Consider the following 26,900-nt stretch of genomic DNA (forward strand, 5'->3'; position numbering starts at 1 on the left):
TGCTCGTCGGCCATGTGCGACACACGCGGCTCGATGCCCTCGGCGCGCAGCGTGCGCATCAGCCACTCGTGGCAGAACTCCCCCTCCGGCCAGGAGATCCACTCCTCGTCCGCGAGCTCCTTCAGCTCTACCCCCGTCCGGCCGGCGAGGGGGTGCCCCGAGGGCATCGCGATGTCGACCCGGTCCTCCAGGAGCGGCGCCTTGCTCAGGCCCCCGGGCAGGGACAGCGGCCTGTTGTGCCAGTCCAGGACGAGAGCCAGGTCGATGTCGCCGCGCACCAGGCGCGGTACGGATACTCCGGCCTCCAACTCCGTGAGCCGCGGGCGCAGTTGAGGATGCTCCTCGCGCAGCAGCGCGATCGCCGCCGGGACGAGGCCGCGGGCGGCGGTGGGGAAGGCGCCGAGCATCAACTCGCCCACCGCCTGGCCCCGGTGAGCCTCCAGGTCCGCCTGCGCCACCTCCAGCAGGGAAAGGACACGCTCCGCGTGCTCGGCGAGCAGCCGTCCCGCGTCGGTGAGCCGGACGCCCCGGCCACTGCGGAAGAGCAGCTGCTGCCCCGTCTCGCGCTCCAGCTTGGCCATCTGCTGGGAGATCGCGGACGTGGTGACGTACAGGGCGTCGGCGGCGCCGCCCACCGTGCCGTGCACCGAGACCTCGTGCAGGACCCGCAGTCTCTCCAGATTGAACATGTAAGCAATGCTACGTCTTTCCATGCAGAGATACTCGCTTGTGCTTAAAGCATGGACCACGGGATCGTAGTCGTATGACCACCTCCACGGGCCTCGACGGCAGCAGCCGCACCACGCCGGAGCAGACCTTGCCTCGCTCCCCCGCCGCATCCGGCACGCGGCCCGCGCCCCGCATCGACTGGCGCGTGCGGTTCGCCGTACTGGCCCTGGTCTGGGGCTTCAGCTTCCTGCTCATCAAGGTCGGCACCCAGGCCTACGCACCGCTCCAAGTGACGCTCGGACGCATGGTGTTCGGAGCTGCGGTCCTCCTGGCGGTGCTCGCCGCGAAGCGTGAGCGCCTGCCGGCCGGCAAGCGTGTGTGGGGCCACCTGGCCGTCTCCGCGGTCTTCCTCAACGCCCTGCCGTTCTCGCTCTTCGCCTACGCCGAACTCACCATCTCCTCCAGCCTCGCGGGCATCTGCAACGCCACAACTCCCCTGTTCGGCATGACGCTTTCGATCGCCGCCCTTTCCGAGGACCGGCCCACCCGCCACCGCGTGGTCGGCCTGGCACTCGGCTTCGCCGGCGTGCTGGTGGTTCTGGGCGCGTGGCGCGGCTTCTCGGGCCAGGACCCGGCGGGTACCGCCATGGCGCTGGGCGCCGCCGCGAGTTACGCGGTCGGCTGGCTGTACGTTCGGCGCACCCTCGCCGGCAGCCCCCATTCGGCACTGTCGATGTCGGGCGCACAGCTGATGATCGGCGCCGCCCAACTCGCCGTGCTCACCGCGCTGTTCACCACCGCACCGACGAGCTTCCCCGTGGTCCCGGTCCTGGCGGTACTGGCACTCGGCGCGCTCGGCACGGGGCTCGCCTTCCTCATCCAGTACGGGCTCGTGGCCGAAGTCGGCCCGACCACCGCCCAGATGGTCACCTACTTCATCCCCGTCATCGCGACGGTGGCGGGCGTGACGGTGCTGAACGAGCCCCTCACCTGGAGCACTCCCGTCGGTGCGCTGATCGTCCTGCTCGGCGCGGCCCTCACGCAGCGCAAGCCCCGCAAGTCCCGCGAGCAGGCCCTCCGTTGAGGTTCCGACGCGAGGCGGCGATGCCCCCGTCGTAGCGCGGAGCTCAGTCGTAGCGCCGCGCTTCGGCGGGGCTGAGCGCGTCGGCGAAGGCGGAGGCGAGGGCCTCGATGTCGTCCATGGTGAGCGGCGAGACGGTCAGGCGCACACCGGGCGGCGATTTCAGACGGAACCTGGATCCGGGAGCCACCGCCCAGCCGGACTGCAACAGCCGCGCCACGACCCCCGTCTCGTCGGGCACGGGCACCCACACGTTCATGCCGCTTCGCCCGTGTGCCGTGATCCCGTGGGCGCCCAGGGCCTTCACGAGCGCGTCCCTGCGCTGTCCGTACGAACGGGCGACGGGACGCAGGTCCACGGCGACCGTGTCCCACAGATGGAGCACGGCGTCCTGGAGCAGGTGGCTGACCCAGCCGGGGCCGAGCAGCTGGCGCGCGCGCACGCGGTCGAGGGTGACGGCGTCGCCGGTGAGCACGGCCAGTCTCAGATCCGGCCCGTAGGCCTTCGCGACGGAACGCACCAGCACCCACCGCTCCGTGGTGCCGCCCAGCGGGTGCAGGGGCTGCTCGACGATGCCGTGGCCGTGGTCGTCCTCGATGACCAGCGCCTCGGGTCGGCCCGCGAGCACCTCTCGCAGTTCGCGTGCACGGTCGGCGCCGACAGCCGCCCCGGTCGGGTTCTGCGCGCGGTCGGTGACGATGACGGCCTGTGCGCCCTCCCGTAGAGCACGCGCCATCTCCCGCGGGAGGGGGCCGTCGTCGTCCACGGCCATCGGCAGGACGCGCAGGCCCAGCGCGGGCACCAGGTCCAGCAGACTGCCCCAGCCGGGGTCCTCGACGGCGACGGCGTCTCCCGGGTGCAGGTGTGCGGCAAGCACCCGCTCGATGGCGTCGAGGGCTCCCGAGGTCACTGCGACGGGGCCGTCGGGCACTCCGTCCTCGTCCAGCATCCGGCGTGCCGTGCGGGCGAGTCGTTCGTCGATCGCCGGGCCGCCGTAGAGCGCGCTGCGACGTGCCGCATTCGACGCGGCGAGCGCCAACGCCTCGTGCAGGGGCGGCAGCAGAGCCAGGTCGGGGTTGCCGGAGGAGACGTCCGTGCCGCCTTCCGGCACATCGACCCGGATCGACTCCCGCGAGGTGGGGGTGGACCTCATCTCGCGGACGCGGCTGCCCCGGCGCCCGGCCGTCTCGATCACTCCGCGCTCACGCAGGGTCCGGTATGCGGCCGCGACGGTGTTCGCGTTGACGCTCAGACCGGCAGCCAACTCCCGCATGGGAGGCAGCAGTTGTCCGGGGGCGAGACCGCCCGTGCGCACACCGCGCTCCACGCTTGCGGCGATCTCTGCTGCGCGCCGGCCTTCGATCCGATATCCTTCTAGCACAAACGAGATTATGCACTAGTACAAACCTTCACGCAAGGGAGACTGCCTTGCCGGACACCGTCCAGCCTCACACCCCCGCCCCCGACTACACGCCGACCGATCGCAGCACCCCGACCCGCAACCGTGAACGCGCCTCCTACGACCGCGAATTGGTGCACTCGATCCTCGACGAGGACTACCTGTGCCATCTCGGCTTCGTACGCGACGGCGCGCCGGTCGTCCTGCCCACGCTCTACGTCAGGATCGGTGAGCGCGTCTACCTGCACGGCTCCACCGGCTCACGGCCGCTGCGGGAAGCCGGCAAGCAGGACCAGGGTCTGCCGGTCTGCCTCACCGTCACGCGGCTCGACGGCCTGGTGCTGGCCCGTTCGGCCTTCCACCACTCGATCAACTACCGCTCCGTCGTCGTCCACGGAGTGGCTCAGCAGGTGCCCGACGGCGAGGAGATGACCGCCGCACTCGACGCCCTCGTCGACAACGTGGTTCCGGGACGCTCGGACGACTCCCGGCGCGCCGACGCGAAGGAGCTGGCGGCCACAGCCGTCCTCCGGCTCGACCTGGAGGAGGTCTCCGCCAAGGTGCGCCAGGGCGGCCCGGCCGACGACCCCGAGGACATGGACCTCCCCCACTGGAGCGGCGTCGTCCCCGTCAGCCGGACCTACGGCGCTCCCCTGCCATCCGACGACCTGGCCCCGGGCATCGCGCTGCCCGACTACCTGGCAGGGCGCTGAACTCCCGTCCGCAGCTGAGGAGTCGGCCCGCACGGGACACCAACGCCGGAAGAACGATCAGCGAAGAAACGAGCGAAGAGAGGAACCGCGCACACATGCTCATTCACCCCTGGGACGCAGCTCGTGACAAGAGCGAGTGGCAACGCTGGCTGTCCGCGCACGACTTCGGCCAGCTCGCCGTCAACGGCGCCGCGGGGGAGCCTCCGTTCGTACAACCGCTTCACTTCCTCTACGACCAGGAGCGTTCCCTCGTCCTCGCCCATCTGGCCCGGCCGAACCCGATCTGGGACGCGCTGAGAGCGGCACCGGAGGTGATGCTGAGCGTCGTCGACGACTACGCCTTCATCCCCGGCCCCTGGCAGGCCGATGAGGACACGCCCTCCCAGGACGGCGTGCCGACCAGCTTCTACGCCTCCGTGCAGCTGAGTTGCACCGCACACATTGTCGATGACCCCGAAGCGAAGGCCGAGCTGCTCCAGGCCCAGGTGGAACACTTCCAGCCGGAGGGCGGCTCGGCGCGCGTCGTCGCCGACGGGCCTCCGTACGGGCGGAGGCTGTCCGGGATCCGTGGGCTCCGCCTCGAAGTGACGGACGTACGGGCCAAGTTCAAGTTCGCCGACCAGAAGTCGGAATCGGTGCGCTTCCAGATCGCCTCCGGTCTCGCCGCCCGTTGCGAGGGACGTGACAGCGGAGCGCTGAGCACCCAGCTCCGGCGCATGCCGGGCATCTAGAAGCCCGCCGCAGTCGGGCCGGTCAGGCCCGGGCGTCCTCGGGCCTGACCTCGCCGGTGACGGCTTGCGCGCCTCCGGATGCGACCGGCTCGCTATGTGGGTCCTTCGGCGTCGAACTCTGCGCGATGAAGGCGCCCAGGAGCACGACCGCGCCACCCAGCAGCTGCACGGCCGAGAGGTGTTCACCGAGCAGCACCCAGGCGAGCACCGTCGCGATGACGGCCTCGAGGCAGGCGACGACGCCGGCGACCTGCGGGGAGAGCCTGCGCACCGAGACGACTCCGGTCAGGTACGCGGCAACCGTCGCCACCAGCACGATCCAGGCGAGCAGCACCCAGGCCGGCACAGAGGTGCCGTTCATGGAGGCATCCGCGGTCAGCACGGTCCAGTTCATCGTCCAGGGCCGCGCGATGACGGTGAGCACGAGGGTGCCGATCAGCAGCCCGTAGGCGATCACCCCCAGCGGGTCGGACGGCTTCCGGCCGTCCGACCCGTCGCTGCCGTGATCCGACAGGACGAAGTAGCCAACCTGGCAGCAGGCCGCACCCAGTGCCAGCAGCAGGCCCACGGCGTCGAGCGTGAGCCCGGACCACACGCGGACCACGCAGGCCAGGCCGCCGACTGCGAGCACCACGCCCACACCGGCCGCCCGGGTCACCGGACGGCGCTGCACGAACCGCACCCATCCCAGGACCAGCGCCGGGGCCAGGTATTCGATGAGGAGGGCGACGCCGACCGGGATGCGGGAGAGCGCCGCGAAGTAGCAGGCCTGCACACCCGCGACGGCCAGCAGCCCGAAGCCCAGGAGCAGCCCGGGACGCTCACGGAGCAGTGCCCGGTGACGCCAGACCAGCGGCAGCAGGACGACGGCGGCTCCGGCGACACGCAGCCACGTGACGTGGAGCGGCTCCAGGCCCGCCTCGATGAGCGGCTTGGCGGCCGGGCCCGAACCGCCGAAGGCGAAGGCGGAGAGGAGGGCGAGCGTCAGTCCGAGACTGCGCGCACGGGGAGGCGCCCCGGGCCGGGTGGTGGCGTGCATGCACTCATCATGTCAACGCACGACAGGAGTGTCACCCCTTTCACCCCTGACATCTAGCACGGAGGAGAGCCTCTCCGCGTCGAACCCGGAGTCGGTCAGCACTTTGGCAGCGCGGCAGCCTCCGTCCACCGTCAGCCCCGCCAGGAGGTCCACGCCCTCAACTCGCGCGAGGCCACGGCCCGTCGCCCGTTCCAGCGCGGCACCCAACGCCGACACGGCAGCGGGCGACCACCCCGGCAGCGCGGGGGGCAGCGCACTTCCGGCTCGCGGAACGCCCGGTTCCTCAACCGCACCCCGCCAGCGCAGCCCGTAGCCGATGGGACGCTGCGCCAGATACCCGAGCAGCTTCGCCGTCTGCGGACCGCCGCCGCCCAGGAACGCCCGTACCACCGGATCCCATTCGAGGAGGCTGTGCAGCAGATGCGCCGTGTCCAGCACCCGGTCGCCCCCGCGCGTGGCACGCCTGCGCGCCGCGGCGACGACGGCGGCCAGTTGTTCACTGAATCGGCCCGCGATCTCCTCGCCTTCCGGCAGGCTCAGGGGTACAGGGGGCGTACGGATGTCCACAGCAACACCACATCACACACACCCGGCTGAGACATCCTCGTTGTGAGGCATATGCCATCACACCAAAGGAGGTGGGGAGTTCTCGCTTCCTCCTCCTTGAGGATGAGTACGGGAGAGTCCGCTCCGTTCGGCGCCGGGAACCGAATGCCCGGAAAACAGCGTCTTGGCATACAACCAGCCCCCATACGGCAGCACTTGGAGACTTCCATGGCCACGCACCATGCACGCTCCGTTCTCGCCGCCCTGGCAATCGGCGCCGCTTTGACCGCGACCGGTTGCAACACCGCCCCCGCCTCCACCAACACACCTGCGTCCGCGGAAAGCACGGCCCCTGACGGCTCCGACGCGGAAGAACCCCCGCGGAGTCGCAGAGCACCGCACCGCAGGGCACCAAGGCGCAGGGTGCCGAGGGCGAGGGCCGCCCCGGTGACTCCGGCGCGGACAAGTCACGTCCGCCATGGTGCGTCACCGACGATCTGACGGTCTCGCTCCGACCCGGTCAGCCGGCGGCGGGCAACCGCTACGCCACCCTCGCCCTCACCAACTCCTCCGCCACCGCCTGCCGTACGCAGGGCTGGCCGGGCCTCCAGCTGACCGGCAAGGGCGGAGAGAAGATCCCGACCGTGGTCGCACGCGACCACTCCAAGCCCTCAGGCCTGGTCACTCTCGCCCCCGGCGCCCGCGCCTCCGCCCGGCTGCACTGGACGGTCGTGCCGAGCGAGGGCGACCCGTCCGACGGCCGGTGCCCCGAGCCGAAGGCGATGCGGGTGATCCCGCCGGACCAGCGCGCCGCGAAGTCCGTCAGCTGGAAGCTCGGCACCGTGTGCGGCGCCGGCGAGATCGACGTCCTGCCGCTCCGTACGGACTGAGACGGCGGGCCGGGCACAGAACGCCGGCCGGGCCGCACAGCACTGAGCGCGCCTCGGGGGCGCGCTCAGCGGCATGAAGCAACGGCCTTGCGTACGGGCGCCGTTCACTCCTCTTCGGCAAGGATGAGGTAGAGCTTCTTCTTGGCGTCGTTGACGACCCCGAGAGCCTTCTCGCGCTGCTCGGGCGAGCCGTTCGCCCAGACCTGCTGGAAGGCGCTGACGAGACCGCCGCCCGCCTTGCGCACCTCGTTCATGGCCTCCCAGTCGATGCCGCGGCCGGCCTCCTCCCAGGGGGCCTCCGGTCCGGCTTCGGCCTCCGTGCGGCCGGCGTCGGTGAGCGAGAAGAGCTTCTTGCCGCCCTCACTCGCGTTGCTGATCAGCCCTTCGTCCTCCAGGAGCTGGAGCGTGGGGTACACCGAGCCGGGGCTCGGCTTCCAGGCACCGCCGCTGCGCTCTGCGATCTCCTGGATCATCTCGTAGCCGTGCATCGGACGGTCCTTGAGCAGCGCCAGGATCGACGCACGCACGTCACCGCGTCGTGCTCGTCCGCGCGGACCTCCACGTCCCCTTCCGCGGGGGCCGAACGGCGGCCCGTCGCCGAAGGGCGGGCCGAAGGCCCCGAAGGCCCGCCGGTCCCAGGGGCCGTGCCCGCCGGGGCCGCAGCCGCCCGATCCGGGGCCGCGTCCGCGGCCACCTTGTCCTCTGTCTTCCGTTCGCATCGCTGACACCCTTCTATGATCGGTCCTTGATGTTCTTGATTCTATCGCGATGCGTCAACGATATATCGGCGATACGTTCATGGCAAGCCCCGGTCCAGATGACTGCGATTGGCCGTGGTGCCCGTCCCGGACCCTGACTACGGTCCGGGCCATGAGGATCCGCACCGTTGACGCCTTCACCGACCGCGCCTACGCGGGCAACCCGGCCGCCGTCGTGCTCCTGGACGACGACCGCCCGGGCGCGGCCTTCCCCGCCGGCTTCCCCTCCGACGAGCGGCTCCAGCGGCTCGCATGCGAGATGAACCTCTCCGAGACCGCCTACGCGCACCCCCTGTCCGGGGATCCCGAGGCCGACTGGGCCTTGCGCTGGTTCACCCCCGCCGCCGAGGTGGGCCTGTGCGGGCACGCCACCCTCGCGACCGCGCACATCCTGCGGGAGGACGGTCTCGCCGAAGGCGTCCTCCGCTTCCGCTGCAGCAGCGGCGTGCTCACGGCAGCAACGGCCCCCGGCGGCGGGAACACCCTCAACTTCCCCACTGCCGCGCTCACTCGGGCGGATCCGCCCGCCGGGCTCGCCGACGCGCTGGGCGCCCCTCCGGTCGCCGTCCACGACACCGGCCCGCTCGGCGACCTCCTGGTGGAACTGGCCGACGAGCAGGCGGTGCGCGCGCTCGACCCGGACTCCACGGCTCTTCGCCGCCTTCCGCACAGGGGCGTCATCGTCACCGCTCCCGCCGCGGACCCCGCCGGCTCGGGCTACGACTACGTCTCCCGGATGTTCGCTCCCGCCGTCGGGATCCCCGAGGACCCGGTCACGGGCAGCGCGCACACCGCACTGGCCCCGCTGTGGTCCGCGCGCCTCGGCAAGGACACGCTGACGGGGCTGCAGTGCTCCGCACGTACGGGAACGGTGCGCACGACGCTGCTCGGGGACCGTACGGAACTGACCGGCACGGCCGTCACCGTGCTCGACGCCCAGCTGCGCACCGAGTTCTGACCGGCACGGCCGTCAGGGGGTGGGCAGCCAGTCCACGTTCCCCGCCAACAGGGCGTACCCGGTGAAGGCCACGATGTCGATCAGCGCGTGCGCCATGACCAGCGGCCCCACCCGCCCCCAACGGCGGTACAGCAGAACGAAGATGACGCCCATGGCCATGTTCCCGACCATCCCGCCGACGCCCTGGTAGAGGTGGTACGAGCCGCGCAGCACCGAACTCGCCGCCAGCGCGGCCCAGGGCCCCCAGTGCGCCTGGCCCAGCCTGCGCAGGAGGTAGCCGACGACGATCACCTCCTCCACCACGGCGTTCTGGATGGCGGAGGCGATCAGGACCGGGATCCGCCACCACACGTGCGGCAGCGACTCCGGCACGACGGTGAGGTTGAACCCCAGTTGCAGCGCGGCCATGTAGAGGGCGAGCCCGCTTCCCCCGATGGCTGCCGCGACGAGGGCGCCCCACCCGAGATCGAAGCCCGGCCTGCGACGGTCGAAGCCGATGGCGCGCAGCCCGCCGGCTCCCTCTCGCATGAGCAGATGCGCGACGAGAGCGACCGGCACGAGCGCGGTCGCGATCCCGAAGAGCTGCCAGGCCAGGTCCAGCCAGGGGCGGTCGGGAGCCTGCGAGGTGTTCAGCCGGGCGGACTGATCGGCCAGTGCGCCCGGCGCGGTCAGCGATCCGACGAAGCTGATCAGCGCCGAGACCGCGCTCGCACCCAGTGAGAGAGCCAGTACGAGCAGCGTCTCCTGCCGCAGCGTGCGCTGCGGGAGTGTCTCCCCGCCCGGGGGGAACGACGCGGCGTCAGGCGCTTGCGACTGCACACATGCCTCCAACTCCAGCCGGCCGGCTCCGCCCGCACCCGCTCACCGCGCGGATACGGGCATCGGACGCGCGTACCACGCAGCCCGGAACGACACAGCTTGCCCGACGGCGTCAGCTCACGCGCGACAGGGTCCCCGAGGAGAGAGCCGGCGGGGCCGTGATCTACGGGCCGGCGGGCCAGCTGTGCACGGGCTCACCGGTGCGCGACAGCTCGCAGTATCGCCTCGTGACCGCCGCGAGCGCCTTCTCCCGGTCCAGGCCCGCCTCGACGGCCCTGTGGTAGGCGGCCGCCTGCCACGTGGCCCCGTTGACGCGGTGCCGGCATCGCTCCTCGATGACGCCCAAGTAGCGCTCGCGGTCCGCCCGCTCCACTCCCCACGCCTCCAGCCCGGCGGCCGCCATCGGCAGCAGCTCCTCCTGCACCAGCCGCACCACGGGCACCGTGTGCAAGGAGCCGGGGCGCCCCGGGCGCGGCCAGCTCAGCTCGGCCTCCATGCCGTGCTTGCTGGCGGCCTCGAAGTTGGCTGCGGCCGCGGCGAAGGGCAGCCGGGACCAGACCGGGCGGGGCTCGTCAGCGAGGCTGCGCACCAAGCCGTAGTAGAGCGCCGTGTTGGCCAGCACATCGGTCACGGTGGGGCCGGCGGGCAGCACGCGGTTCTCCACCCGAAGGTGCGGGACGCCTCCCGAGACTGCGTAGACCGGCCGGTTCCAGCGGTAGACGGTGCCGTTGTGCAGTACGAGTTCGGCGAGGCCGGGAGTGCCTCCGTCCCTCAGCACGCTCTGCGGGTCCTCGTCGTCGCAGATGGGCAGCAGGGACGGGAAGTAGCGGAAGTTCTCCTCGAAGAGGTCGTATGCGGAGCTGATCCAGCGCTCGCCGAACCAGGTGCGCGGCCGCACCCCCTGCGCGGCCAGTTCCGCGGGGCGGGTGTCGGTCGCCTGAAGGAAGAGCGGGATCCGCGACTCCCGCCACAGCTCCCGGCCGAACAGGAACGGCGAGTTGGCGCCCATGGCGATCTGCACCGCAGAGACCACCTGCGAGGCGTTCCACACGTCCGCGAAGCGCTCGGGCGTCACCTGCAGATGCAGCTGCACCGAGGTGCACGCCATTTCCGGGGCGATGGACGGAGATGTGCGCGCAAGCCGCTCCACCCCCGAGATGTCGAGCACGACCTCTTCGCCGCGGGAGGCCATGATCTGGTCGTTGAGCAGGGTGTAGCGGTCCACGTCGGTGAGGTTCGCGGAGACCAGGTCCTCGTCGGTCAGCGTGGGCAGGATGCCGATCATCACGATTTCGGCGCCCTCTTCGCGAGCCTGCCTGTCCGCGTACCCGAGCCCGGTACGAAGCTCCTCGGCGAGCTGGTCGAAGACCGCCCCGGAGAGACGGTGCGGAACGATGTTGACCTCGAGATTGAACTGCCCGAGTTCCGTCTGGAAATCCTCGCTGCCGATGCGCCGCAGCACCTCGGTGTTCATCATCCGGGGCAGCCCCTCGGAGTCGGCCAGATTGAGCTCGATCTCCAGGCCCATGAGATTCCGGGGACGCTCGAACCGTCTCTCGTCCAGCAGCACCTTCAGAGCGTCGAGACACTGCCGCAGCTTCTGCCGGTACCGATGCCGATCGGACAGGTCGAACCCGTCGGACACGACCTTCTCACCCATCGGGGCGTCCCTCCTCGATACGGCCGCGTGGTGTCAGCCATGATGCCCGGCAAGGTCACGGATAACGCCTCACCGCTGATCCGGTACCCAGCTGCCGGTACGTCCGCACCTGCGCTTTCGCGGGGTACGTTCCGCGGGCATACGACGGACGCCCATGACTCGCGCACGTACTCGCGTCGGAGCACCGACGAGATCAGGCCGACCACGGATGCGGAATTCCCCCAGGCCGCATCAGTAGAAGCTCAGACATAACTATTGAAATGCCGCAAAATCCTGACTGGATATGTTCTTGCTCCAAGAATCAGACAGTTATAGCCGAAATTACGGCAGAACACCCTTCGTATAAGCTCCGGGCAAGGCTGGGACGCGGTACCGCCGGAACGTCCGGGGCGCCCGCAGTCGAGGCCCTCGCCGCCCTCTCGCGGCTGATTCGCACGCCGACAGCGCTGTCCGTGCCATGCCTTGCTCCACACCAGGAGCACCGTGTCTCCCCAGTGAGAGGCGACTCATCATGCCGTTGCATGTACCCCCGGCCCCGCCTGCCGCTTCGCGCAGCGTCCTCGCGGCGCTCCGCTCGCCGACGGCCTCCGGCCTGGGACGTCCACCGGCCGCTCCGGGCATCCTCCGCCACTCACTCGAACCCGAACTCCCGCTCCCCCTCCACGAGATGACTGACTTCAGCCCTCCGGAGGGAAGCTCGCTCACGCGCCTCGCAGGCTGGCGGTTCCTGCTCCGGGAGCGGGAGGCGCCTGCCGGCTCCGCCGCCGTCGGCGCCGCCGAGGCCGTACTGACCGCCGACGGCTGGGCCTTCGCGTACTTCTGCGAGGGCCCGTACGTCACGTCCACCCGGCGTGCCCTGGAGCAGGCGGAGTCCCTGCCCGAGGCGTTCCAGCCACGGCTGCTGTCCGTGCCCCAGCTGTACATGCTCACCCTGTGGCTGCACCGCGACACGGGCGCCGACGCAGCCGACGGCACGCCTCAGCCGTCCGATCTGCTGATTCCGCTCGCACCCGCACCCCCGGGCATCGCCGCGCACAGTCCGCACCGCGTGGACGCGCTGCTGCCGCTGCTGAACCGCCGCGTGATGACGGCTCCGCTGTTGAGGACACCGGTGTGACGAGGGTGCGGTACGGTACCGCCTACCGCGCTCGGTGACTCCCCGTGACGCCGGTGACGGTCAGTCCCACATCGGGCAAATCGCCAGGAAGTGCGAGCCAGTTGAGGGCAACCACCCGCAAGGGTGACGCGTCTGTCCTGGTTGAGGAGTGGTGACGCGAAATCCCTGCGGATTCGAGTCCGCAGGGGAACACTGGGGACAGACCGAGAACGGGGGGCGGCCATGGACACCGTGACCAGCCGCAGCAAGACCACCACGACGCAACGGAAGACGACAGCGACAATGTGCCAGCACCAGCCACCCTGCCCGACAGCCGAGTCCGCCGACCGGGAAGCCGCCCACCCTGTGGCGCATTTCCCGGAGCAGGGATGGAGCCTCCTGTGCAACGGCGTACTGCTTTTCGAGGACACCGGTGAGCTGCTGCCGGACGGCAAGATCATCGACCCGCACCGCCCGCTCGACACCCGTCACATCGCCACCGCTGCCTGATTCCACCGCGGTGGAGCCCCAGGGCCGGCCCGGCATTTCGCCGCACCGGCCCTGACCTGCGTCACCGGCTTCCACGCCGGGGCGATCTCAGTTGTCGTACTCCTCCACCGGCGGGCACGAGCAGACCAGGTTCCGGTCGCCGAACGCCCCGTCGATCCGCCTCACCGGCGGCCAGTACTTGTCGGAGGCGCGCACCCCAGCCGGGTAGGCGGCCTCTCCCCGCGCATACGGGTGCTCCCACTCCCGGCTCAACTGCGCTGCCGTATGCGGCGCGTTGCGCAGCGGATTGTCGTCCGCCGGCCACTCCCCCGAGCCGACCTTGTCGATCTCCGCACGGATCTCGATCATCGCCTCGCAGAAGCGGTCCAGCTCGGCCAGATCCTCGCTCTCCGTCGGCTCGATCATCAGCGTCCCGGGCACGGGGAAGGACATGGTCGGTGCGTGGAAGCCGTAGTCGATCAGCCTCTTGGCCACGTCGTCGATGCTGACGCCGGTCTGCTTGGTCAGCGGCCGTACGTCGACGATGCACTCGTGCGCGACGAGACCCCGCGGGCCCGTGTAGAGCACCGGGTAGTGCGGCTCCAGGCGCTTGGCGATGTAGTTGGCGCCGAGCACCGCCGTCTGCGTGGCGCGGCGCAGCCCCTCGGAGCCCATCATCCGTACGTACGCCCAGGAGATCGGCAGGATCCCGGCCGAGCCCCAGGGCGATCCCGCGATGGGCCCGATGCCGCTCGCCGGCCCCGCGGCGGGCTGCAGCGGGTGGTTGGGCAGGTGCGGTGCCAGGTGCTCGCGTACACCGATCGGGCCGACGCCCGGCCCGCCTCCGCCGTGCGGGATGCAGAAGGTCTTGTGCAGGTTCAGGTGGGAGACGTCGGCACCGAACTTGCCCGGTCGGGCCAGCCCCATGAGCGCGTTGAGGTTCGCACCGTCCACGTAGACCTGTCCGCCGGCCTCGTGGACGGCCGCGCAGATGTCGGTGATGTGCTCCTCGAAGACGCCGTGCGTGGAGGGGTAGGTGACCATGAGCACGGCCAGTTCCTCGCCGTGCTGGGCGATCTTCGCGCGCAGGTCCTCGACGTCGACGTCGCCGTCCTCGCTGGTCTTCACGACCACCACGCGCATGCCCGCCATGACGGCACTGGCGGCGTTCGTGCCGTGCGCAGAGGACGGGATGAGGCAGACGGTGCGCTGATCGTCGCCGCGTGAGCGGTGGTAGGCGCGCACGGCCAGAAGCCCGGCCAGCTCGCCCTGGGAGCCGGCGTTCGGCTGCAGCGAGACCCGGTCGTATCCGGTGATCTCCGCGAGCTGCTCCTCGAGCTGCCGGATGAGCGCGACGTAGCCCTCGGCCTGGTCCAGGGGAGCGAAGGGGTGCAGCCCGCCGAACTCCGGCCAGGTGACGGCTTCCATCTCCGAGGTGGCGTTGAGCTTCATCGTGCACGACCCCAGCGGGATCATGCCGCGGTCCAGCGCGTAGTCCCGGTCGGCGAGGCGGCGCAGGTAGCGCAGCATCGCCGTCTCGGAGCGGTACTCGTGGAAGACCGGGTGGGTCAGGTACTCGTCGGTGCGCAGCAAGTCGGCGGGCAGCGCGTCGGCCGTCCGGGAGTCCAGCTCCTCGATGTCGGCCTCGACGCCGAACGCGGACCAGACAGCTGCCAGTTGGGCTCGTCCGGTGGTCTCGTCGCACGCCATTCCGACGTGGTCGGCGTCCACCTCGCGCAGGTTCACGTCCGCCTCGCGGGCCTGGGCGACGATCTCCGCCGCGCGACCCGGGACGTGCGCGGTGACGGTGTCGAAGTAGTCGCCGTGGACGATCTCGACGCCTCCGGCCCGCAGCCCTTCGGCGAGGATCACGGCGTAGCGGTGGGTCCGGCGGGCGATGCCGGCCAGCCCCTCCGGACCGTGGTACACGGCGTACATCCCGGCCATCACGGCGAGCAGCACCTGCGCGGTGCAGATGTTGCTGGTGGCCTTCTCCCGGCGGATGTGCTGTTCGCGGGTCTGCAGGGCGAGGCGGTAGGCCTGGTCGCCGTCGGCGTCCTTGGAGACGCCGACGAGACGCCCGGGCAGGCTCCGCGCGTACTTGTCGCGCACCGACATGTAGCCGGCGTGCGGTCCGCCGAATCCCATGGGGACGCCGAAGCGCTGGCTGGAGCCCACCGCGATGTCCGCTCCGAGGGAGCCGGGCGAGGTGAGCAGCGTGAGCGCCAGCAGGTCGGCGGCGACGGTCACGATCGCACCGAGCTCATGCGCGTGCTCGATGACGGCGCGGTGGTCGCGCACGGCACCTGATGCTCCCGGGTACTGCAGCAGCATTCCGAAGACGCCTCGTTCGGCCACGTCGGCCGGGATGCCCTCACTCAGGTCCGCGACCACGACCTCGACACCGGTGGGTTCCGCGCGGGTGCGGATGACGGCGACGGTCTGCGGAAGGCAGTCGGCGTCCACCAGGAAGACGCCCTCCTTGACCTTGCCCACGCGCCGGGAGAGAGCCATGGCCTCGGCTGCCGCGGTGGGCTCGTCCAGAAGGGAGGAGCCGGAGGTGGGCAGGCCGGTCAGGTCGGCGACCATCGTCTGGAAGTTGAGCAGCGCCTCGAGGCGGCCCTGCGAGATCTCCGGCTGGTAGGGCGTGTACGCCGTGTACCAGGCCGGGTTCTCCATGATGTTGCGCACGACGACGGGCGGCGTGAACGTGCCGTAGTAGCCCAGGCCGATCATGGACGGGACGACCTGGTTCCGCGCCGCGAGTCCGCGCAGTTCCGCGAGGGCCTCGGCTTCGGTAAGGGCGGGTGCCAGATCCAGAGCCTCGTTGCTCTTGATCACTTCGGGCACCGCGGCCGCGGTCAGTTCGTCCAGCGAGCCGTATCCGACCTGGGCCAGCATCTTGGCCCGGGCACCGGCGTCGGGGCCGATGTGCCGGCGCTCGAAGGGAGTGCCGCGCTCCAGCTCGGCGAGGGGGATGCGGTTGGCAGTCATCTGCGGGGGCCTCCTGGTCGCTGTGACCTTCGAGGGACACCACGACACGGGTGCCCGTACGGCCTCCCCCTCTGTCATCGCGACCTGAGAGTTTCACCGGTCCGTCCGACTGTGCGGCCGATCCGGCTTTCACCGTCGGTGAGGGAGAGCCCAGGCACTGCCCGCCCTGCTTTCCAGAGTGACCTCACCCGCGCGGTACGTGAGCCTGAGAGATTCCGGGGAGGAGTTGCTCCTTCGGCGCCTCCGGCACATGTGCCGGAGGACTCTCCCGCACGGGGTCGTGAGCCGCCTTCGAGCCTACCAGCGCTTTCTGCAGCGGGAGCTGGAGGTGCACTCGAGTGGCCAAAGGCTGAAATGTGCCTTTGGGTGGTAATACGGCTTATACGTCCGGCTCCCGCGATCTTGCACCCGCAGCGACATCGGTGCACGCGGCAGCACGGAAGGGGGCCCAGGGAGGGATTCGTTCCGGACCGCCGTCCAGCACCGGCCACGGCACGCGCCGTGGTCCGGCGCCTCAGTTGCGACCACGTGGAGGCAGCCGTGCAGACCGACATCGACCCGCGGAGCCTGATCGGACGCAAGGCGCTCGATGTGAGCGGCTGCAAGATCGGCACGGTCGGCGAGGTGTATCTCGACGACGCGACGGGCGAACCCGAGTGGGCCGCGCTGCGCTCGGGCCTCTTCAGGCGTGAATCCCTCGTTCCGCTGGAGCCGAGCAAGCTGGTCGGTGACGAGCTCCAAGTCCCGTTCGCACGCGCCCTGATCAGAAGCACGCCGGTGCTGGGCGTCGGCAGGCACCTCTCCCCCATGCAGGAGCTGCAGCTCTACCTCCACTACGGGCTGGAGGTGCCCGCGTCCGCCGAGGCCGGCCCCTCGCCCGCGCCGGGCCCGGACCAGGACTTCGGACGCATAGCGGGGTCCGAGAGCTGAGCCGATTCCCCCGGCCGGCCCAACCGGTCCGGCCGGACTTGCTCCGCCGCACGTGCCATGGCTTCCAGCAGCGGCGGATCGGTGGTCTTCAGGTCCGGATCGTCGACGGAGAACGTACGGACCCTGCCGGGCGGCGACCCTGATTCCTCGAATCGCACCGTGACCCTTCCCAGGCCGCTGCCCTGCACCCAGCCGAAGCCGTGCTCTGCGTGTCTGACGTCCCGCCCCGGAAGCCATCGCCGGTCCGCCGGAGGATCCACGGGACCCGCCGCCGATCGCTGGCCTCCCGCCTCCTCCTGAGCAGCCGCGACCGCTGCCGTCTCCGAGGCGGCCTGGGCCTGGGCGAAGAGGTCCTCCTGTGTGAAGTCCGCGAGCCCGCTCACCCCCACTCCGAGCAGGCGTACGCCGGCCGTGGTGTCCACCGCCTCGATCAACCGGGCTGCGGCCTCACGGATCACGCCCGGATCGTCCGTGGGGCCGCGCAGCGTCTCCGAGCGCGTGAGGGTGGAGAAGTCGTAGCTCCGTACCTTGATCACTACGGTGCGCCCCGACCTCCCGGCTGCGCGCAGCCGCTCCACGCATCGGTCGGCCAGCCGTGCGACGTGAGCCTGGACCAGGGTCCGCTCGGTGAGGTCCACATCGAAGGTGTCCTCCACCGACACCGACTTGGCGTCCCGCTCCGCGATGACCGGACGGTCGTCCCAGCCGTTCGCCATCGCATACAGCGAAGCACCGTGCGCCTTGCCCAGGAGCCGCAGCAGCTCCGCCTCCCCCGCCTCGGCGGCGTCCCCGACGGTGATGATCCCCGACCTGCGCAGCACCTCCGCCGTCGCGGGGCCGACTCCGGGCAGCGTCCGTACGGACATGGGGGCGAGCAGCTCCCGCTCCGTCCCCGGTTCTATGAGGAACAGCCCGTCCGGCTTGGCCTCCTCCGACGCGATCTTGGCGAGCATCTTGGATCCCGCCAGCCCGACCGAACCACTGAGGCCGGTGGCCTCCCTGATCATGTCGCGCAGCTGCTCTCCGACGGCTCGCGCGGCCTGGGAGTCGTCGGATGCCAGCGCCTCCCCCGCCTCGAGGTCGACGAACGCCTCGTCGAGGCTCAGCGGCTCCACCAGAGGGGACAGCAGCCCGAGGATCTCCATCACCGCATCGCTGACCTGGCGATAGAGGCTGGAACGGGGAGTGAGGTAAGCGGCGTTCGGACACAGGCGGCGGGCCTGAGCCATAGGCATGGCCGAATGGACGCCGAAGATCCGGGCCTCATAGGAGGCGGTGGCGACCACTCCTCGCGTCCCGACACCGCCGACGATGACGGGCTTCCCGCGCAGGCTCGGCTTGGAGGCCTGTTCGACGGCGGCGAAGAAGGCATCCATGTCCAGATGAAGGATCGTCGGTGCGCTTCTCACACTCGTCGATGCTGCCGCATGGCTCTGACAATCTCAGCCGACGCGGTTGCGGCGCCGTGCGAGCTCGTCCCCGGGATGATCGCCCACGATGGTCTCACCGGTGTCGACGTGCTCACCGTGCAGCTCGGACAACGCGCCCTCGACGTCCTTCCAGACCACACCGACGGCGATCCCGAAGACGCCCTGGCCGCCCTGGAGCAGGTTGACGACCTCATCGGGCGAGGAGCACTCGTAGACGGTCGCGCCGTCGCTCATGAGCGTCATCTGCGCCAGGTGGGTCAGACCGCGGGAGCGCAGGTGCTGCACGGCGGTGCGGATGTTCTGGAGCGAGACACCGGTGTCCAGCAGCCGCTTGACGATCTTGAGGACGACGACGTCCCGGAAGCTGTAGAGCCGCTGACTGCCGGAACCATAGGCGGGACGGATGCTCGGCTCCACGAGTCCGGTGCGCGCCCAGTAGTCGAGCTGGCGGTAGGTGATGCCGGCCGCCGAGCAGGCCGTGGGTCCTCGGTATCCGACCGGGTCGGAGGCCTGGTCTGGGGCGTCCGCCTCAGGGGCCCGCCCTGGGGAACCCGTCGGAGGAGGGGAGCCTTCCGCTGCCATACCGTCGCCGGTACTTCTCACGCCGACCTCCGTCCTCCACATCCCGGGGCGCCCCCGGGACCTGCCTCACCGAAGGTAGGCAGTCACCGGTGGTGCGTCAACGATCGCCACACTCGGCACGCCGAGTGATAATCACCCAAGGAGTGGTTTGCCGTAACCGCGAGCGGGGAAGAAGTGCTCGTTTCGCCCCAGGACGCAGTGGTCAGCGGTGATCCGTGGACGGGGTCACTGGCTGCTGGTGCCGAAGTCCTCGGGCGAGATCTGGTCGAGGAACTCGCGGAACTTCTCCACCTCGTCCTCCTGCTCGTCCGGGATGGCGATCCCCGCGTCGTCCAGCACACCGTCGCTGCCGTAGATCGGCGTGCCGGTGCGCAGAGCCAGCGCTATGGCGTCGGACGGACGGGCACTGACCTCGACACCGCTCGCGAAGACCAGCTCCGCGTAGAACACGCCTTCCCGCAGATCCGTGATGCGGACAGCTGTGAGCTCCTGCCCCACTGCTTCCAGGACGTCCTTGAACAGGTCGTGGGTCAGCGGACGCGCAGGCGTCATGCCCTGCTGCGCGAAGGCGATCGCGGTCGCCTCCCCGGGGCCGATCCAGATGGGGAGGTACCGGTCGCCACCCACTTCCCGCAGCAGCACGATCGGTTGGTTGGAGGGCATTTCGACCCGGACACCCACAACGTCGAGCTCGTTCACACAGCAACCCTAGGCCGTGCCCCGCCTGTTTGGGTAGTCGGGACCCGCCCTTGGCTGTCGTATGAACCGACTCGGTCCTGGCAGATCCGGATCACCTTCTCAGCTGGACTGTCAGCAGGAACGCAGCCGCAGGGCAGTCAGCACAAGGGCTGCGTGGAGCTGCGCGGACAACGTGGCCAGCCGTCTCGCCGCCGTGTCGGCATCGGCCGCGGCCCGAGAATTTTCCTGCTCTGTGAGCCGCGCCACGGCCGTGTTGACCATGTCCGCTTCGCGATCAGCGGCTGTCTTCAGAGCCTGGAGACTGCTGGGATTCAGGCCGGACCGGCCGAGATCGGCGAGGAGGCGGGCGACCGTGACGGCATCGATGTCATAGGAGCCCTCGCGGTCGGGCGTGAGAAGCCCGTGGGACTCCCACTCCGTCAGCTCCGCATCGCTCACGTCGGTGGCGGCGAGCAGCTCCGCCCGGCGGATCGAGGTGGGTTCGGTGCTGCCCTGTCCGAGCTGGCCGCGCGGGGTGGTCTGGGCGGGCACGGACGGCCGCCGCCGCTCGTCGGTGAGCGCGTCCAGGCGCTCACCGATGACCCTCAGCGGAAGATAGTGATCACGCTGCATCCGAAGGATGTGGGTGAGACGTTCGACGTCCTTGACGCTGAACTTGCGATAACCGGAGGGCGAGCGCCGCGGCTCGACCAGCCCCTCCGCCTCAAGGAAGCGGATCTTGGAAACCGTGACTTGAGGGAACTCATCACGAAGCACACGCAGCACGGCACCGATGCTCAGTGGACCGCCGTCCTCCCCGACGGCGGTGCCGGTGTAGGCACCGCCGGACGGTGTGTGCTCCATAGACCTTCCCGAACAGATCAGATGGCGCGCTGGCTGGCGAAGAAGACCAGCCGGAACTTCCCGATCTGCACCTCGTCGCCGTTGGTCAGCGGGACGCCGGCCTCGATGCGCTCGCGATTGACGTAGGTGCCGTTGAGGCTTCCGACGTCGGAGACGGTGAACGCGCCGTCCGGGCCGCGCCGGAACTCCACATGGCGGCGGGAGACGGTGACGTCGTCCAGGAAGATGTCGCTCTCCGGGTGGCGGCCGGCGGTCGTCAGCTCGCCGTCCAGCAAGAAACGGCTTCCCGAGTTGGGACCGCGACGCACCACGAGCAGGGCGGAGCCCAACGGAAGCGCATCGACTGCGGCTTGCGCCTCGGGGGACAGCGGCGGCGTCTTCTGACCCGTCGCCTCCGCCTCGTAGGCTTCCAGCCCAGAGATCGAGATCGTGGAAGTCGTCTCGGAGGACCCCTCAGCCACGGGGGCTCCACCACGAAGCGGTGCCCCGCAGTTCGAACAGAACCGGCTCGCCTCGGCGACCCGGGTCCCGCACCTGCCACACACCGGCACGGCAGCCCCTCCGCCCGTAGTCGTTGATGGTGCACCGGAACCTATGCGGCCCGACGCTCCGGGGTCAACAGAAACCCTATCGTGACCACCGGCATTGTCACCGCCCGGAGCAGCGACCTCGTCCCGGAAGAGCGGGCGCTCGCCGCCCTCGCCCTCGGTGCCCCCCATGGGGTCCGACTGTCGAGAGGTCCGCTGCCGCGCGTCGCCGCCGTCCTTCGGGCGGTCCTTGCCGAACAACCTTGCAAAAAAACTCACGGGCGATTCCCCTCGCACGAAACAGACCCGCCCGTGGGGCAGGACAGACCCTCGATGCTCTCACTTGGCCGACAGGGACGCCCAGACAACGTCCCTGGACGTCGGACAGTTTCCCTCACGCGATGGTCACCGGGTCCGCCGACCCCCCGCAAGCCTCCGCCGCCACCTCACCGCGAAGATGACCGAGCGTAATCAGGACGCTTCACAGAGCGCAAGGCGTCCACAACGATCTTCTTGGCCGGGGTAACCGACGCCTCCGCCTGCTCCTTGCGCAGCGTCTGCACGACGCCGCCGGGGATGTTCAGTGCCGGCTCCAGGTCCTGAGGCTTCCCGATCACCTGAAAGCGGTACGGTCCGCTGATCTTGTGCCCGTCCACGCGTACCCCGCCGGAGCTGTCGGAGAAGTACGTGCTGGCCACCACGCGTACGTTGTTGATCTCTATGGCCTCGGCGCCCGCCGCCCGTAGTTCCTGAACCGCGTCGAGCAGCATGTCCGCCTCGACGGACTTGCCCGGGTCGGTGACGGTCAGCTCGATGCCGGGGCCTTCGGCGCCGACAGTGCCTGCCAGCACGCCCAGTTGACGTGCCTTCTGACGCGTCTGCTTCCGGGCCTCCTCGGCCTGGTCCGAGCTGTTCTCCAACTCGGTGCGCTGGCCCTCGAGGCTCTGCTTCTCGTCCTCGAGGCGCTTGGTGCGGTCGTCCAGTTCGTCCAGGATGCGCACCAGGTCCTCCTGGCGGGCACCGCGCAGTGAACTGTTCTCACTGGTGGACCGCACCTGGATTGCGAGACCGAGACCGAGCACGAACAGCAGCAGGGCGACGATGAGTTGGGCGCGTGTCACCCGCGGCGGCCAGACGGCCTGAACCAGACGCTGGCGGCCTGTGCGCGCCGCACTCTCCCCCGACGGCTCCGGAAGCGGCTTCTGCTCGCCCTGGGTGTTGCCCGCCGGCTCGCGCGTCTCAGAGGACGCGGCGGGCCCGTCGGACGCAGAAGACGCGGGCGGCTCCTGCGTGTTCGGTGCCCCGTCGCGCTCCGATGCCCTGGAGGGCTCCGGAGCATCCGGGGGGTTCGGCTGCGTGTCCTCGTCCTTCGGTTTGTTCTCGGCTCCCGAGCCCTCGGGCGGAAGCTCACCGGGGTGCTTCTTGTCGTCGCCGTCACTCATCGGCCTCACGCCCTGAAGACGTGCCGACGGATGGCAGCTGCGTTGGAGAAGATGCGGATCCCGAGCACCACGACGACGCCGGTGGAGAGTTGGGCGCCCACACCGAGCTTGTCGCCGAGGAAGACGATCAGCGCGGCCACCACGACGTTCGACAGGAACGAGACGACGAACACCTTGTCGTCGAAGATCCCGTCGAGCATTGCACGCAGCCCCCCGAAGACCGCGTCCAGCGCCGCGACAACGGCGATCGGGAGATAGGGCTCGACCAACGTCGGGACGACGGGCCGGACCACGAGTCCGGCCACGACTCCCACGATGAGGCCCAGTACGGCGATCACGATCTGCTGCCCTCTCCTGTCTTCACGGGCTTTGCCGTTCGTACGATCAGGCTCGGCGCGGCAGGAAGCCGCACTTCGTCCTGGGTGCTGATGCTGGTGCGCACACCGTAGTTCTCCTGGAGCACCTGCAAGTACTGCCCGTCGGCGCTGTCCTGGAAGGTGGTGCTGAGTTTCTGCCCGGGGCCCAGCGCGAGCAAGGTGTACGGCGGAACGAGCGGCTTGTTGTCCACGAGTATCGCGTCGCCGGCCGCGCGGATCGCCGAAAGAGACGTCAGACGCTGGCCGTTGACCGACACGGCCTCCGCGCCCGACTCCCACAGACCGTTGACCACGCGCTGCAGATCGCGGTCCCGTACCCGGCCGTTGTCCGAGAAGCCGCTGCTCTGCCGGGGACCTCCGGTGTCGCTGTCCTGGGTGTCCTTGGCGTCGTCGACGACCAGTTTGACGCCGGGGCCGTGGACCGGGAGCGCGCCGGACAGCAGCCCGACCACCTCTGCGTCCTCGCCCCCGTGCTTCTGCAGCGCCCTGCGCTGCTTCGCCTCGACGTCATGGCGCAGACTGTCGACGTTGCGCTGCAACGAATCCGTGCGCCGGTCCCCCTCGTCGATGCGGGAGATCAGTTCCTGCCGTTCCTTGGCGAGCTCGGGGGCGGAGACCCTGGCCTGCGCAGCACCGACCGTCACCACCAGCGCGGCGAGGACCAGCCCGGCCGCGAGCCACAGTTTCGCGCGGACGGTCCGAGGCATGCCGGACGTGCCCTCGGCTCCCCGCCGCGCGGCAGCCTGCGCGTAGCCGTCGTCGAGGCTGTGGTCCATCGCATTGGTCAGCAGCGACATGGAGGCATCGGGTCGCGCAGGCCGCGATGCGGTACTCCGTTCAGGGTGCTGCTGCGACATGACGCACATCGTCGCACGGCAAGGTCGTTACCACCGAATGGGCCCACCCCCCGGTTCGGTCAGCGACCGGCGCTGTCGACCACTGTGCACCACTCCTCCAACAATGCCTGGGCTGACGCGTCGTCCGGCCCCTCCGCCCACAGGTGGGTGACCGCTTCGGCCGGGTCGGGAAGCACCATCACCCAGCGGCCGTCAGGCTCCACGACGCGGATGCCGTCCGTGGTGTCGACCGACCGGTCGCCCGCGGCCTCCACGACGGTGCGCATGACGAGTCCCTTGACCGCCCACGGCGTCGCGAGATCACGGCGAAGAACGTGTGCCCGCGGAATGCGTGCGTCGATCTGGCTGAGGGTGAGCTGGGCCCGGGCGACGAGCCCGATGAGACGTACGAAGGCAGCCGAGCCGTCGAAGACGGAGCTGAACTCCGGGATGATGTAGCCGCCCGTGCCGTTGCCGCCGAAGACGGTGGACTCCTCGCGCCCCACCCTTGTGAGGTCGTCCGGAGAAGTCGTCGTCCACTCCACCTGCGTCCCGTGGTAGGCCGCAACCTGCTCCGCGATGCGTGTGGTGGTGACAGGCAGGGCCACGCGGCCGCTCCGGCGCTCGGCAGCGATCAGGTCGAGCATCACCAGCAGCGCACGGTCGTCCTCGATGATCTTTCCGCGCTCGTCGACCAGCGAGAGGCTCTCGCCGACCGGGTCGAAGCGGATGCCGAAGGCGGCACGGGCCGACGCGACGATCTCGCCGAGCCTGACGAGGCCGGAGCGGCGCGCGTCGGCGGTTTCCGTGGGCCGCGCCTCGTCCAGTCCCGGGTTGATGGTGAGCGCGTCGACGCCCAGCCGCCCCAGAAGGCTCGGCAGTACGAGACCGGCACTTCCGTTGGCCGCGTCGACGACGACCTTGAGCCCTGCCTCCGCGACGCCGGTGGTGTCCACCGAGCGCAGCAGCGACCCCGAGTAGGAGTCGTAGACGCTGGAGGGGAAGAGGAGGTCGCCGATCTCTCCGGGGAACGCCCTCCTGTACTCCTGCCGCGCGAAGACCCGGTCGAGCTTGCGCTGGCCGGCCTGGGAGAGGTCGGCTCCGCGTTCGTCGAAGAACATGACGTCGACGTTGTCCTGCACTCCCGGCGTCGTACGGATCATGATGCCGCCGGCGCTGCCCCTCGCCGTCTGCTGACGGGCCACGGGCAGCGGCACGTTCTCCAGGTCGCGTACGTCGATGGCGCTGGTCTGCAGAGCGGAAATCATGGCCCGCTTCAAGGCCCGCGCTCCTCGGGAGTGGTCCCGGGCCGTGGTGACGGTCGACCCCTTCTTCAGGGTCGTCGCGTACGCGCCCGCCAGCCGGACGGCCAGTTCCGGGGTGATCTCGACGTTCAGGATGCCGGAGACGCCCCGCGCCCCGAACAGGTGCGCCTGGCCCCGGGATTCCCAGATGACGGACGTGTTGACGAACGCGCCCGCCTCGACCGTCTTGAAGGGATAGACACGTACGTTGCCCTGAACGATCGATTCCTCACCGACCAGGCACTCGTCGCCGATGACGGCGCCGTCCTCGATGCGTGCCGCCCGCATGATGTCCGTGTTCTTACCGATGACGCAGCCACGCAGGTTCGCCTGCGGTCCGATGTAGACGTTGTCGTCCACGACGGCACGGTGCAGGAAGGCACCGCTCTTGACGACGACGTTGGAACCGATGACGGAGTGCTCCCGGATCTCCGCGTCCGCTTCCACCTTCGCGTAGTCGCCGATGTAGAGGGGGCCGCGCAGCACCGCGTCCGGATGGACCTCGGCTCCTTCCGCGACCCACACGCCGGGCGAGATCTCGAAGCCGTCGATCTCGACGTCGACCTTGCCCTCGAGCACGTCCGCCTGAGCCTTCACATAGCTCTCGTGCGTGCCGACGTCCTCCCAGTAACCCTCGGCGATGAAGCCGTAGATGGGCTTGCCTTCCTTCATCAGCTGGGGGAAGACGTCGCCGGACCAGTCGACGGAGACATCCGGGTCCACGTAGTCGAAGACCTCGGGCTCCATGACGTAGATGCCCGTGTTGACGGTGTCGGAGAAGACCTGGCCCCATGTGGGCTTCTCCAGGAACCGCTCGACCCTTCCGTCGTCGTCCACGATCGTGATGCCGAACTCGAGCGGGTTGGGTACGCGCGTCAGACACACGGTGACGAGCGCACCCTGCTGCTTGTGGTAGTTGATGAGTTCGGTCAGGTCGAAGTCGGTGAGAGCGTCGCCCGAGATGACGAGGAACGAGTCGTCCTTCAGCGCTTCTTCGGCGTTCTTCACGCTGCCGGCCGTACCGAGGGGTTTCTCTTCGTTGGCGTAGGTGAGCTCCATGTCGAGCTCCTCGCCGTCCCCGAAGTAATTCCTCACGAGTGATGCGAGGAATTGGACGGTCACCACTGTCTCGGTCAGCCCATGGCGCTTGAGCAACCGCAGCACATGTTCCATGATCGGGCGATTTACCACGGGCAGAAGGGGCTTGGGCATGCTCGCGGTCATCGGGCGAAGGCGGGTGCCCTCGCCGCCGGCCATCACGACGGCCTTCATGTCGGCAGTGTCCTCCTCGGTAAGACGACGGTCATACCGACTTCCCCGATCCGGGATGGCCACACACTCAAGTGAGGGACCTGACCCGGCCTCTGCGACATTGAAAAGGCAAGCTCAGTCGGTCGCGGTGCCCGCTCTGATCAGACGGCGGACCTGAACCACGTAGAGGATCCCTGCCCACCAGTACAAAGTCGTACCCCAGCCGGCGAACGCCCATCCGAACACCGCGGCGAGTGACGCAATCCAGCCGCTGCCGTCACTGAGAAGCAGCAACGGAAAGGCGTACATCAGATTGAACGTTGCTGCCTTCCCGAGGAAGTTCACCTGCGGGGGCGCGTAGCCGTGCCGGTCCAGGATCCACACCATGACGAGCAGGAGAAGTTCCCTCACCAGCAACGCGGCGGTGAGCCAGAGCGGGAGGATCTCGCGCCAGGTGAGCCCGAGGAGAGTCGAGAGGATGTAGAGCCGGTCGGCGGCGGGATCGAGGATCCGGCCGAGATTGCTCACCTGGTTCCAACGGCGAGCGAGTTTTCCGTCCAGATAGTCACTGATGCCGCTGAGAGCCAGAACGAGCAGAGCCCACCCGTCAAGGTTCGGACCGCCGAACACCGGCCAAAGGATCAGCCACAGAAAGACCGGCACACCCACCAAGCGCGCCATGCTGAGGACGTTCGGGATGGTGAAGACCCGGCCTTCCTCGGCCTGTCTGTACTGGACCTCCACCCGGAGCCTCCTGTGAGCAACCGTACTGACGATGGGCCTGACACTACCGGCAGTCGACCGGCCGGCGTCCAGGGGGTCCACCACCCGGAACGC

General features: G+C 69.6%; 25 protein-coding genes, 1 pseudogene and 1 riboswitch. Of the genes and pseudogenes, 8 read left to right on the forward strand and 18 right to left on the reverse strand.

The window, feature by feature from the left end; genetic code table 11:
* Window positions 1-689 (reverse strand): LysR family transcriptional regulator (locus H5J26_RS11835; RefSeq protein ID WP_181765761.1); only part of this gene is annotated, 689 nt, incomplete at its 3' end.
* 74 nt (window positions 690-763) lie between these two features.
* Between H5J26_RS11835 and H5J26_RS11840 the strand changes: the two genes are divergently transcribed.
* A complete protein-coding gene (locus H5J26_RS11840) occupies window positions 764-1,753 on the forward strand; it encodes a DMT family transporter (protein ID WP_181765762.1) in 990 nt (329 codons plus the stop codon).
* Window positions 1,754-1,796: 43 nt separating this feature from the next.
* On the opposite strand, the gene H5J26_RS11845 is transcribed toward H5J26_RS11840, so the two are convergent.
* Window positions 1,797-3,131: an aminotransferase class I/II-fold pyridoxal phosphate-dependent enzyme gene (locus H5J26_RS11845; protein ID WP_181765763.1), complete on the reverse strand. Its 1,335-nt coding sequence runs from the start codon at window positions 3,129-3,131 to the stop codon at window positions 1,797-1,799.
* Between the two features lie 47 nt (window positions 3,132-3,178).
* Here H5J26_RS11845 and H5J26_RS11850 point away from each other — a divergent pair, with 47 nt between their 5' ends.
* Entirely contained in the window at window positions 3,179-3,862 is a 684-nt protein-coding gene (locus H5J26_RS11850) for a pyridoxamine 5'-phosphate oxidase family protein (RefSeq protein WP_181765764.1), read from the forward strand.
* Window positions 3,863-3,957: 95 nt separating this feature from the next.
* A complete protein-coding gene (locus tag H5J26_RS11855; RefSeq protein ID WP_181765765.1) occupies window positions 3,958-4,593 on the forward strand; it encodes an FMN-binding negative transcriptional regulator in 636 nt (211 codons plus the stop codon).
* Between the two features lie 22 nt (window positions 4,594-4,615).
* Here the strand turns inward: H5J26_RS11855 and H5J26_RS11860 are convergent, their stop codons facing one another.
* Together H5J26_RS11860 and H5J26_RS11865 are read right to left on the reverse strand one after the other, a co-directional pair.
* Entirely contained in the window at window positions 4,616-5,632 is a 1,017-nt protein-coding gene (locus tag H5J26_RS11860; RefSeq protein WP_181765766.1) for an EamA family transporter, read from the reverse strand.
* 12 nt (window positions 5,633-5,644) lie between these two features.
* Complete coding sequence (locus H5J26_RS11865) at window positions 5,645-6,199, reverse strand: peptidase (RefSeq protein ID WP_309237879.1); 555 nt, start codon at window positions 6,197-6,199, stop codon at window positions 5,645-5,647.
* 473 nt (window positions 6,200-6,672) lie between these two features.
* Here H5J26_RS11865 and H5J26_RS11870 point away from each other — a divergent pair.
* Window positions 6,673-7,068, forward strand: a pseudogene (locus H5J26_RS11870) (DUF4232 domain-containing protein); the annotation flags it as partial.
* A 104-nt stretch (window positions 7,069-7,172) separates the two neighbouring features.
* Here H5J26_RS11870 and H5J26_RS11875 read toward each other — a convergent pair.
* Window positions 7,173-7,787 (reverse strand): PadR family transcriptional regulator, encoded by a 615-nt coding sequence (locus tag H5J26_RS11875; RefSeq protein WP_181765767.1) that lies wholly within the window; start codon window positions 7,785-7,787, stop codon window positions 7,173-7,175.
* Between the two features lie 151 nt (window positions 7,788-7,938).
* Here H5J26_RS11875 and H5J26_RS11880 point away from each other — a divergent pair, with 151 nt between their 5' ends.
* Entirely contained in the window at window positions 7,939-8,784 is an 846-nt protein-coding gene (locus H5J26_RS11880; RefSeq protein ID WP_181765768.1) for a PhzF family phenazine biosynthesis protein, read from the forward strand.
* 12 nt (window positions 8,785-8,796) lie between these two features.
* Here the strand turns inward: H5J26_RS11880 and H5J26_RS11885 are convergent, their stop codons facing one another.
* Window positions 8,797-9,603 (reverse strand): CPBP family intramembrane glutamic endopeptidase, encoded by an 807-nt coding sequence (locus H5J26_RS11885; RefSeq protein ID WP_181765769.1) that lies wholly within the window; start codon window positions 9,601-9,603, stop codon window positions 8,797-8,799.
* Between the two features lie 163 nt (window positions 9,604-9,766).
* Window positions 9,767-11,263: a glutamate-cysteine ligase family protein gene (locus H5J26_RS11890; RefSeq protein WP_181765770.1), complete on the reverse strand. Its 1,497-nt coding sequence runs from the start codon at window positions 11,261-11,263 to the stop codon at window positions 9,767-9,769.
* Window positions 11,264-11,774: 511 nt separating this feature from the next.
* On the opposite strand from H5J26_RS11890, the gene H5J26_RS11895 reads away from it, so the two are divergent.
* Window positions 11,775-12,380 carry a hypothetical protein gene (locus H5J26_RS11895; RefSeq protein ID WP_181765771.1) on the forward strand — a complete coding sequence of 202 codons (606 nt, stop codon included), beginning with the start codon at window positions 11,775-11,777 and terminating at the stop codon, window positions 12,378-12,380.
* A 282-nt stretch (window positions 12,381-12,662) separates the two neighbouring features.
* On the forward strand, window positions 12,663-12,869 hold the full coding sequence (locus H5J26_RS11900) for a DUF5999 family protein (protein ID WP_303647141.1): 207 nt from the start codon (window positions 12,663-12,665) through the stop codon (window positions 12,867-12,869).
* An 87-nt stretch (window positions 12,870-12,956) separates the two neighbouring features.
* On the opposite strand, the gene gcvP is transcribed toward H5J26_RS11900, so the two are convergent.
* Complete coding sequence (gcvP, locus tag H5J26_RS11905; protein ID WP_181765773.1) at window positions 12,957-15,842, reverse strand: aminomethyl-transferring glycine dehydrogenase; 2,886 nt, start codon at window positions 15,840-15,842, stop codon at window positions 12,957-12,959.
* Window positions 15,843-16,025: 183 nt separating this feature from the next.
* Window positions 16,026-16,123, reverse strand: a riboswitch (glycine riboswitch).
* A 259-nt stretch (window positions 16,124-16,382) separates the two neighbouring features.
* Here gcvP and H5J26_RS31445 point away from each other — a divergent pair.
* Window positions 16,383-16,772, forward strand: a complete 390-nt coding sequence (locus H5J26_RS31445; protein WP_181765774.1) for a PRC-barrel domain-containing protein — start codon at window positions 16,383-16,385, stop codon at window positions 16,770-16,772.
* Here H5J26_RS31445 and H5J26_RS11915 read toward each other — a convergent pair.
* The 10 genes from H5J26_RS11915 to H5J26_RS11960 all read right to left on the reverse strand — a co-directional run bounded on the left by H5J26_RS11915 (window position 16,676) and on the right by H5J26_RS11960 (window position 26,807).
* Window positions 16,676-18,181: a DNA polymerase IV gene (locus H5J26_RS11915; protein WP_181765775.1), complete on the reverse strand. Its 1,506-nt coding sequence runs from the start codon at window positions 18,179-18,181 to the stop codon at window positions 16,676-16,678. The genes H5J26_RS31445 and H5J26_RS11915 overlap by 97 nt on opposite strands.
* A 33-nt stretch (window positions 18,182-18,214) precedes the next feature.
* The gene (locus tag H5J26_RS11920) at window positions 18,215-18,826 is read right to left on the reverse strand and encodes a MerR family transcriptional regulator (protein WP_210771234.1); all 612 of its coding nucleotides are present in this window, start codon (window positions 18,824-18,826) and stop codon (window positions 18,215-18,217) included.
* Window positions 18,827-19,009: 183 nt separating this feature from the next.
* On the reverse strand, window positions 19,010-19,483 hold the full coding sequence (locus tag H5J26_RS11925) for a bifunctional nuclease family protein (protein ID WP_027764781.1): 474 nt from the start codon (window positions 19,481-19,483) through the stop codon (window positions 19,010-19,012).
* 111 nt (window positions 19,484-19,594) lie between these two features.
* Window positions 19,595-20,326 carry a MerR family transcriptional regulator gene (locus H5J26_RS11930; RefSeq protein WP_181765777.1) on the reverse strand — a complete coding sequence of 244 codons (732 nt, stop codon included), beginning with the start codon at window positions 20,324-20,326 and terminating at the stop codon, window positions 19,595-19,597.
* Window positions 20,327-20,343: 17 nt separating this feature from the next.
* Entirely contained in the window at window positions 20,344-21,174 is an 831-nt protein-coding gene (locus tag H5J26_RS32425) for an FHA domain-containing protein (RefSeq protein WP_419183783.1), read from the reverse strand.
* Window positions 21,175-21,299: 125 nt separating this feature from the next.
* The gene (locus H5J26_RS11940) at window positions 21,300-22,295 is read right to left on the reverse strand and encodes a DUF881 domain-containing protein (RefSeq protein ID WP_181765778.1); all 996 of its coding nucleotides are present in this window, start codon (window positions 22,293-22,295) and stop codon (window positions 21,300-21,302) included.
* Window positions 22,296-22,300: 5 nt separating this feature from the next.
* Window positions 22,301-22,633 carry a small basic family protein gene (locus H5J26_RS11945; protein WP_028432652.1) on the reverse strand — a complete coding sequence of 111 codons (333 nt, stop codon included), beginning with the start codon at window positions 22,631-22,633 and terminating at the stop codon, window positions 22,301-22,303.
* Complete coding sequence (locus H5J26_RS11950) at window positions 22,630-23,529, reverse strand: DUF881 domain-containing protein (RefSeq protein ID WP_181765779.1); 900 nt, start codon at window positions 23,527-23,529, stop codon at window positions 22,630-22,632. Before H5J26_RS11950 ends, H5J26_RS11945 begins: the two co-directional genes overlap by 4 nt.
* A 59-nt stretch (window positions 23,530-23,588) precedes the next feature.
* Window positions 23,589-26,084: a mannose-1-phosphate guanyltransferase gene (locus H5J26_RS11955; RefSeq protein WP_181765780.1), complete on the reverse strand. Its 2,496-nt coding sequence runs from the start codon at window positions 26,082-26,084 to the stop codon at window positions 23,589-23,591.
* Window positions 26,085-26,198: 114 nt separating this feature from the next.
* The gene (locus H5J26_RS11960) at window positions 26,199-26,807 is read right to left on the reverse strand and encodes a CDP-alcohol phosphatidyltransferase family protein (RefSeq protein WP_181765781.1); all 609 of its coding nucleotides are present in this window, start codon (window positions 26,805-26,807) and stop codon (window positions 26,199-26,201) included.
* Between the last annotated feature and the right edge of the window lie 93 nt (window positions 26,808-26,900).

This window comes from Streptomyces albidus (ex Kaewkla and Franco 2022), assembly GCF_013870515.1.
Classification (GTDB): domain Bacteria; phylum Actinomycetota; class Actinomycetes; order Streptomycetales; family Streptomycetaceae; genus Streptomyces; species Streptomyces albidus.

Coding starts and splice junctions, on each gene's coding strand:
- H5J26_RS11840 (WP_181765762.1), top strand. CDS start 764: ATGACCACCTCCACGGGCCTCGACGGCAGCAGCCGCACCACGCCGGAG.
- H5J26_RS11855 (WP_181765765.1), top strand. CDS start 3,958: ATGCTCATTCACCCCTGGGACGCAGCTCGTGACAAGAGCGAGTGGCAA.
- H5J26_RS11860 (WP_181765766.1), bottom strand. CDS start 5,632: ATGCACGCCACCACCCGGCCCGGGGCGCCTCCCCGTGCGCGCAGTCTC.
- H5J26_RS11875 (WP_181765767.1), bottom strand. CDS start 7,787: ATGCGAACGGAAGACAGAGGACAAGGTGGCCGCGGACGCGGCCCCGGA.
- H5J26_RS11880 (WP_181765768.1), top strand. CDS start 7,939: ATGAGGATCCGCACCGTTGACGCCTTCACCGACCGCGCCTACGCGGGC.
- H5J26_RS11890 (WP_181765770.1), bottom strand. CDS start 11,263: ATGGGTGAGAAGGTCGTGTCCGACGGGTTCGACCTGTCCGATCGGCAT.
- H5J26_RS11895 (WP_181765771.1), top strand. CDS start 11,775: ATGCCGTTGCATGTACCCCCGGCCCCGCCTGCCGCTTCGCGCAGCGTC.
- H5J26_RS11900 (WP_303647141.1), top strand. CDS start 12,663: ATGTGCCAGCACCAGCCACCCTGCCCGACAGCCGAGTCCGCCGACCGG.
- gcvP (WP_181765773.1), bottom strand. CDS start 15,842: ATGACTGCCAACCGCATCCCCCTCGCCGAGCTGGAGCGCGGCACTCCC.
- H5J26_RS11920 (WP_210771234.1), bottom strand. CDS start 18,826: ATGTGGAGGACGGAGGTCGGCGTGAGAAGTACCGGCGACGGTATGGCA.
- H5J26_RS11930 (WP_181765777.1), bottom strand. CDS start 20,326: ATGGAGCACACACCGTCCGGCGGTGCCTACACCGGCACCGCCGTCGGG.
- H5J26_RS11940 (WP_181765778.1), bottom strand. CDS start 22,295: ATGAGTGACGGCGACGACAAGAAGCACCCCGGTGAGCTTCCGCCCGAG.
- H5J26_RS11950 (WP_181765779.1), bottom strand. CDS start 23,529: ATGTCGCAGCAGCACCCTGAACGGAGTACCGCATCGCGGCCTGCGCGA.
- H5J26_RS11955 (WP_181765780.1), bottom strand. CDS start 26,084: ATGAAGGCCGTCGTGATGGCCGGCGGCGAGGGCACCCGCCTTCGCCCG.